This is a genomic window from Microcoleus sp. PH2017_34_RAT_O_A (assembly GCF_020737885.1).
In the GTDB taxonomy this organism is placed as follows: domain Bacteria; phylum Cyanobacteriota; class Cyanobacteriia; order Cyanobacteriales; family Microcoleaceae; genus Microcoleus.
This window is the reverse complement of the sequence record NZ_JAEQDD010000170.1, coordinates 1-6,484: the sequence shown is the minus strand read 5'-3', so window position 1 is coordinate 6,484 and position 6,484 is coordinate 1. Positions and strand designations below refer to the sequence as shown.

Genomic DNA, 6,484 nt, shown 5'->3' with positions numbered 1-6,484 from the left:
CGACTCACAAGGTCGCGTCATCAACACCTGGGCTGATGTCATCAACCGCGCTAACTTGGGTATGGAAGTAATGCACGAGCGCAATGCTCACAACTTCCCTCTCGACTTGGCTGCTGGCGAAACCACTCCAGTTGCTTTGGTTGCTCCTTCCATCAACGGCTAAGTTTTAGCTTGAGATAAACAGAAAGCGCCCCTAGAAATAGGGGCGCTTTTTGTTTGGGAAAAATTACAGTTTTAGCGAGATGATCGTTTATGATAATAGAAGGAGCGCGCTAGTTGTAGCTCATGTGCTCTCATAAATCATAAAAGCCTTTATTTATGGAGTCGGCTTCCTATGACAGTCACTACAGAAAATTTAATTAGAGCATTGCCATCGAACAGTGAGGAGGTGATGTTTGGTGAACTAAGTTTAATCAAACACGCCTTAGAAAAGCTGTTTAAATCTGATGAAGCGCGGATTCCTAAAGAAGAACTATTTATTGATGGATTGAAAATTTATGAGGTACTAGAACGGATTAGAGAAGCAAAAGATATACGTCTAAGAGCGGATATTTATTACTCTGAATACAGACCACTTTTAAACGAATTTAAAGCAAAATATAGTGACTTTTTAGCCCGTGATACTTTCAAAGAAATTGAAGATCGTGAAAAATACATGGATGGCTTGAGGGAATTAATCATAGCTCAGGGTTTTATGCTGATTGCGTTTGAAGAAGAAACAGATAAAGTACGTCAATATCGATCGCTATACACGGGTATGGTGAAACTATCAGAGCTTTTAGAAGAATATCTTGTCTACTTTCCACAACACTTAATAGAGTGCATTAAGAATATAGCATTGGCTTTTTTAAATGATTCTAATCTAAAACCCGATCGAGCCAATCAGAACGAGTCAGTTTTTTTATATTTAGTTGGATTAAAAAACACTGCTAGAGCAGTATTATGGCAAATCGAAGAAGACCGAACACAAAATGAAAAATTACATTTGATTGACTCTCCTTATAATCCAATATTTACTCGTGAAATGCAAATTCAGAAAAACCAATCTGCTATGGATTGGGCAAAGTCACGACTTGAGCAAATAGAAAGTATTGGAGAAGAAAAAGGATGGAAATTGTAGAGTGATTCTAATTCTAGATTCTAATATTATTGCTTTGCTGATAACAAATATTGATGAGAAATTGTCTGAAGATCAGAAGCTGACTACGGAGATTTATCAATGCACAGAATGGTTTTATAGACTGTTGTCGAAAGGCGTTTATATAATTGCTTCTGATATCTGTGATTATGAACTTAGACGTGAATTGATTCGGATAAAAAGCAAAAGTATTCAAGAGTTAGATAAACTAAGAGAGTTACTTGAATTTCAAGAAGTAACTTTTGCTTTGCTAGAAAAGGCTGCCGAACTATGGGCGGAGGCAAGAGCTATGAGTCAATCTAATAAAATTAAGGAGAACATTGATGTAGACTGCATTCTGGCTGCTCAATGGTGTCTGCTCAAAGAGCAATTTCCTGGTCGTGAAGTCATTATTGCTACTAAAAATATTAAAGATTTTCAACCTGTTACCGATTGTGATATTTGGCAAAATATTAGTTAATTTATAGTAATTTACGAGTTAGATAAAATGTCAGGTAAACTTCGGATATGCCACAGCATAAGTGCCTTCTATATTCTGCCTTCAGACTTATACCTTGTTTTTAAGCGGGAGGGTGTCAAAATGAAATATAGCTCCTAAGCTGTTAAAGATGCCAGGATTGTTTTGGTTTAGCTGTTCCCTGTTCCAGAATCTCAGCAAAAACAAATGTAGCCGATCGGGAGTAGCTCCTCACCGTGTCAAGCGCTTTATCTCTAACGAGGATTTGTATTATGAAAGATGGACAAGAAGTACGCCACGTCTCCACAACAGCACTCATTGCCGGTGTTTGCGGGTTGGCTTTAGTGACTGGAGGTGGCATTGCTTGGTGGACGGCAAGCCGTTCGCCCACGGCAGACACGCAGTCTTCAGCTCCGACAATCGCTCCGGCGCTATCCCCAAGTCCTGCCCAATCCCCTGCTGTAATTATCCCCGTACCTCCTCCAAATGCTGTGCAGGTGCCACAGGCTCAGACGCCGCAGGTTCAGACGCCTCAAGCTCAGAGACCTACCCCTCTGGCGTCTCAGGCTCTGGCGCCCAAGTCGTCACAGCCGAAGCCTTTGCAGCAGGCTGATGCCCAAACAGTCCAAGTGTACTGGGTTAAAGATGCGATCGGCAAATTTGAGGCAGTTCCTACGAAAGTAGCTGTCAAACAAGCTGATAAGCCTGATGCAACTTTACAAGCTGCTTTTAACACTTTGTTGGCTGGGCCGAAGGATGCAACTGTTTCTAGCGAAATACCTAAAGGGACAAAACTCCGGGGTTTGAGTGTCAAGAATGATGAAGTTTATGTCGATTTGTCGCGTGAATTTACTGCGGGGGGAGGCAGCAGTTCAATGACGAGCCGGTTAGGGCAAGTTATCTATACAGCTACGAGTTTAAAACCGAATACTAAGGTTTGGATCTCGGTGGACGGCAAGCCTTTGGAACTTTTGGGTGGCGAAGGTTTGGAGGTGGCTCAACCGAGTACCCGCCAAAGTTTTGACAAAAATTTTCCCCTTAACTAATTTTTGATTCATTAGTTATTAGTCATTAGTTAGGAGTTATTAATTAGGAGTTAGGAGTTATTAGTTATTAGTTATTAGTCTGAATGCGGAAAATAGGGATTGATAGCTGATAATTGATTGCTGATGATATCGTTAACATTTGCATCGGAATAATAATTTTCGGAGTGCAATTCGAGCGTGTCGCTCGCTTCGGATCGCGAAGCCAAACGTCCCGCACGGCGAGCAGGGTAGAATTCCGTAGTTACCGAATTTGATATAACTGATGACTGATAACGTTCGCGAGCGGGGACGCTCGCACTACCGACTGATGACTGCTGACTGATAACGTTCGCGAGCGGGGACGCTCGCACTAATGACTAATGACTAATGACTAATGACTAATGACTAATTTTCAGTGCTTGGCAGTCAGGCTAAATGCCCGAAAGTGGAGGGCTTGCTGTTCGATCCGAGTGGCAAGCCGATCGCACACCATAGTACATAGCTCAAAAATTAACTCGTCTTGCACCTTATAATAGGCTGATGTTCCTTCACTCCGGCGAGTGAGGATACCAGCTTGGAGCATAAGTTTTAGGTGCTTGGAAACATTGGCTTGACTCGTTTGAGTAGCTTCCACCAACTCTTGCACGCATTTTTCTCCGTCGCGAAGCAAGTTCAAAATTCGTAAACGCATTGGCTCGCTCAGAATACTGAAATACTCAGCAACTTGTTGCACAACCTCTTGCGGGACAGGCTGGGATGACTTCATCAAACTCACCGGGGAGAAGTGATCTCGAAATATTAGCATTTATTCTGTCCATAACAATAAAGTAATGCTTCAATCCGGATTAATTCGCATTAAAATTTGACCGTATTCGACAGGTTCGCCATTTTGCACTAAAATTTCCATGACTTGACCGGACACTTCATCAGCATCAATCTCGTTCATCAGCTTCATTGCTTCGATAATACAGACTGTCTGGCTGACTTTGATGCGATCGCCCACATTGACAAAAGGTGGCTCATCGGGAGCAGCAGCGCGATAAAACGTTCCTACCATGGGCGAGATAATTGACACCCATTTGGTATCGACAGGAGCAGAGACGGCAGCAGGAGCTGCGACAGCAGGGGCTGGTGCAGGAGTGGCCGGAGTTGCTCCTGCATTTTGACTAACAGCATCCGGTGGGGCGGCAGTGGGGCTAGAAACAGATCCCAGGGCGATCGTCGGAGCGACACTTGCCGCGGTAGAGAGGGCAGTAACCGTGGCTGGTTCGCTGGCCAGAATGCCTTTGCGTACAGTCAGTTCAAGCTCCCCACTTTTTAATGTCAGTTCCGAAATGCCTGTTTTGTCTAAAACAGTCAGCAGTTCGCAAAGCTGGTTTAAGTCTAATTGCACAGTAGATTCAAGGGTAATTAAGAATTTAAAATTGAGAAATTGGAATCCGGCGAAGCTAGGAAACTTCACCGATTTTGGAGACAAAAGGGGTAGTTTTTAATCTTTGAGCGATGAGCGATGATTTTTTAGCTCTTTAACTAATAACTCACAACTCACAACTAAAAACTAAAAACTCCCTTTTTCTCCGTCGTTTCTATTCTCGGCCGAGGTACTTGTCTTCACGAGTATCAATCCGAATGCGTTCTCCTATCGAAATAAATAGAGGAACCATGATCTGAGCTCCGGTGGAAAGGATGGCCGGTTTACTGCCACCGGTGGCAGTATCTCCTTTGACTCCGGGATCGGTTTGTGTCACTTCCAAGACGACAGAATTGGGTAATTCCACTTCCATGATTTGGTCGTTCCAGCGAAGGATACTGACTTCCATACCTTCATTCAGGTACTTGACACGCTCGCCTATTTCCTTGGCTGTGAGGCGGCTTTCCTCGTAAGTTTCCATATCCATAAAGACAAACTGGTCGCCTTCTTTATAGGTATGCTGCATCGCGCTCTTTTCGAGGTTGGCTTGAGGCAAAGATTCGCCAGCTCGGAATGTGTGTTCCACTACGCTGCCGGTTTGGACGTTTTTTAATTTTGTCCGCACAAAAGCGGAACCCTTTCCGGGCTTGACGTGGAGGAATTCGATAACCCGCCACACGCCGTTATTCCATTCAATTGAAACACCTGGTCGAAAGTCGTTACTGGAGAGCATATAAATTTTTGCGGGCAATCCCGTCGCCATTGGGCACGGGGGAACTATAGTCAGTCGATTTTAGATTTTAGATTTTAGATTTTAGATTCACTCGCAGCTTTGAATCTGGGAGATTGAACCTTGGTCTAAAATTTTGATCTCTCCACGACAGGAGTCTGGGGATTGTATCCGTTTTTGAGCGGGGTCAGCTTAAAGCCGCAGTCTAGCTGACGGCATCAAAAAGCAATTGGCAATTTATTTTACCTTTCAAAGGGAGCAAGTGCTGTACTCCAAGTGAAAAACCTCTGTCTGTTGGACAAGGAGAGGCAACGGATGTAATGGAGAGAAGGCGATCGCGCGCTGTGGGAAGATAATAGAGGCAATAAAAGTTAAAGATATGTTGCATTGGCCTAATTTCTCGATCGATACGTGCAAGCGCTGGGTGAAGACCGGTGCTTTAGCAGTCCTGCTGTTCGCACTCTCCCTGAGTTTCAGTGCAGTTTCCTATGCGAAACGCCCCAGCAGCAGTATGCCTGCGGGGAATCCGATTACGGACGGCCGGGCGCTGCTGCGTTTCGCGCTACCTATTGACAATCAGACTGTGCGTGAGTTGCAAATCAGTCTGGAAGACATTGGCAACCACATCCGTTCTAAACGTTGGGGGCCCATTAGCAGCGATGTCAGTAAGGCTTCGAGGATTCTCAGCATTCGGGAGTCCGACATTTTAGTGAGTATTCCTGAGGCGAAACAGCCGGAAGCTGAGGCGCTAGTTGCACAAGTCAAGGAGGGAATTGCTGAACTGGAAAAGGCTGTTGAGGCTAAAGACAGGGAAAAAGTTATTGACTTGAAGGCGAAAATCCTCGGTTCGGTAGGCGAAATCGAAGAGTTGATGGTGACAAAGTTTCCGTTTGAAGTGCCTGCTAAGTATGCTAATCTGCCTCAACTGAAAGGTCGCGCTACTGTGGCGGTGGAAACGGATAAGGGGACAATTAATGTTGTGGTTGACGGTTACAGTGCGCCTGTGACTGCTGGTAATTTTGTGGATTTGGTCGATCGAGGTTTCTATGATGGTTTACCATTTATTCGATCGGAAGAATCCTACGTTTTGCAAACGGGAGATCCCGAAGGCAAGGAAGTGGGCTTTATTGATCCAGGTACTGGCAAATACCGGAATGTGCCGCTGGAAGTGCTCGTTAGAGAGGACACGGAACCTGTCTATGGGATTACTCTAGAAGATGCGGGACGTTATCGCGACGAGCCTGTTTTGCCTTTTTCTGCTTTTGGTGCTGTGGCGATGGCCCGGGCTGAAGCTGAACCAGACAGCGGTTCTTCTCAGTTTTTCTTTTTCTTGTTTGAACCCGAACTCACGCCCGCTGGTCTGAATTTGTTGGACGGTCGGTATGCTGTTTTTGGTTACATGATTGAAGGAAAAGAGGTTTTGGATAAACTGAGGCAGGGAGATAAGATTATATCTGCTAAGGTGATTAAAGGAAAGGAAAATTTGGTTCAACCTCAAGTTTAATCAGCACACAAACAAACACGGCGAGATAAATCGCTTCAGAGTCAAACAAAGATGGCGAGTTAAATCGCTTCAGAGTCAAACAAAGCCCGCTTCCGCGGGCTGGAAGCAACCATAACAAATAAAGACGGCGATTTAAATCGCTTCTACACTAACAAAGACCGCCTCCGCGGGCTGGAAGAAAGACAAACAAAGACGGCGATTTAAATCGCTTCTACACTA

At 44.6% G+C, this 6,484-nt stretch carries 7 protein-coding genes and 1 pseudogene; 5 read left to right on the top strand and 3 right to left on the bottom strand.

The annotated features are described in order from the left end of the window. The 4 genes and pseudogenes from JGK11_RS32035 to JGK11_RS32020 form a co-directional block, all read left to right on the top strand. A pseudogene (locus JGK11_RS32035) lies at positions 1-163 on the top strand (photosystem II q(b) protein); the annotation flags it as partial. A gap of 171 nt (positions 164-334) precedes the next feature. Then, entirely contained in the window at positions 335-1,120 is a 786-nt protein-coding gene (locus tag JGK11_RS32030) for a hypothetical protein (protein ID WP_293186765.1), read from the top strand. A 1-nt stretch (position 1,121) separates the two neighbouring features. Beyond that, positions 1,122-1,598 carry a hypothetical protein gene (locus tag JGK11_RS32025; protein WP_293198503.1) on the top strand — a complete coding sequence of 159 codons (477 nt, stop codon included), beginning with the start codon at positions 1,122-1,124 and terminating at the stop codon, positions 1,596-1,598. A gap of 269 nt (positions 1,599-1,867) precedes the next feature. Beyond that, complete coding sequence (locus tag JGK11_RS32020; protein WP_293186767.1) at positions 1,868-2,641, top strand: GerMN domain-containing protein; 774 nt, start codon at positions 1,868-1,870, stop codon at positions 2,639-2,641. 391 nt (positions 2,642-3,032) lie between these two features. On the opposite strand, the gene JGK11_RS32015 is transcribed toward JGK11_RS32020, so the two are convergent. From JGK11_RS32015 to efp, 3 genes are all read right to left on the bottom strand, one after another. Next, entirely contained in the window at positions 3,033-3,425 is a 393-nt protein-coding gene (locus JGK11_RS32015; protein ID WP_293186768.1) for a metalloregulator ArsR/SmtB family transcription factor, read from the bottom strand. A gap of 30 nt (positions 3,426-3,455) precedes the next feature. After that, on the bottom strand, positions 3,456-4,013 hold the full coding sequence (gene accB, locus JGK11_RS32010; RefSeq protein ID WP_293186769.1) for an acetyl-CoA carboxylase biotin carboxyl carrier protein: 558 nt from the start codon (positions 4,011-4,013) through the stop codon (positions 3,456-3,458). Positions 4,014-4,206: 193 nt separating this feature from the next. After that, positions 4,207-4,764, bottom strand: coding sequence for an elongation factor P (efp, locus tag JGK11_RS32005; protein ID WP_293155631.1), 558 nt, complete (start codon positions 4,762-4,764; stop codon positions 4,207-4,209). Positions 4,765-5,140: 376 nt separating this feature from the next. On the opposite strand from efp, the gene JGK11_RS32000 reads away from it, so the two are divergent. Then, the gene (locus JGK11_RS32000) at positions 5,141-6,265 is read left to right on the top strand and encodes a peptidylprolyl isomerase (protein WP_293193750.1); all 1,125 of its coding nucleotides are present in this window, start codon (positions 5,141-5,143) and stop codon (positions 6,263-6,265) included. Positions 6,266-6,484: the final 219 nt, after the last annotated feature.

Excerpts from the sequence above, each read along its gene's own strand:
- JGK11_RS32020 (WP_293186767.1), top strand. The coding sequence starts at position 1,868 with ATGAAAGATGGACAAGAAGTACGCCACGTCTCCACAACAGCACTCATT.
- JGK11_RS32015 (WP_293186768.1), bottom strand. The coding sequence starts at position 3,425 with ATGCTAATATTTCGAGATCACTTCTCCCCGGTGAGTTTGATGAAGTCA.
- JGK11_RS32000 (WP_293193750.1), top strand. The coding sequence starts at position 5,141 with ATGTTGCATTGGCCTAATTTCTCGATCGATACGTGCAAGCGCTGGGTG.
- JGK11_RS32030 (WP_293186765.1), top strand. The coding sequence starts at position 335 with ATGACAGTCACTACAGAAAATTTAATTAGAGCATTGCCATCGAACAGT.
- efp (WP_293155631.1), bottom strand. The coding sequence starts at position 4,764 with ATGCTCTCCAGTAACGACTTTCGACCAGGTGTTTCAATTGAATGGAAT.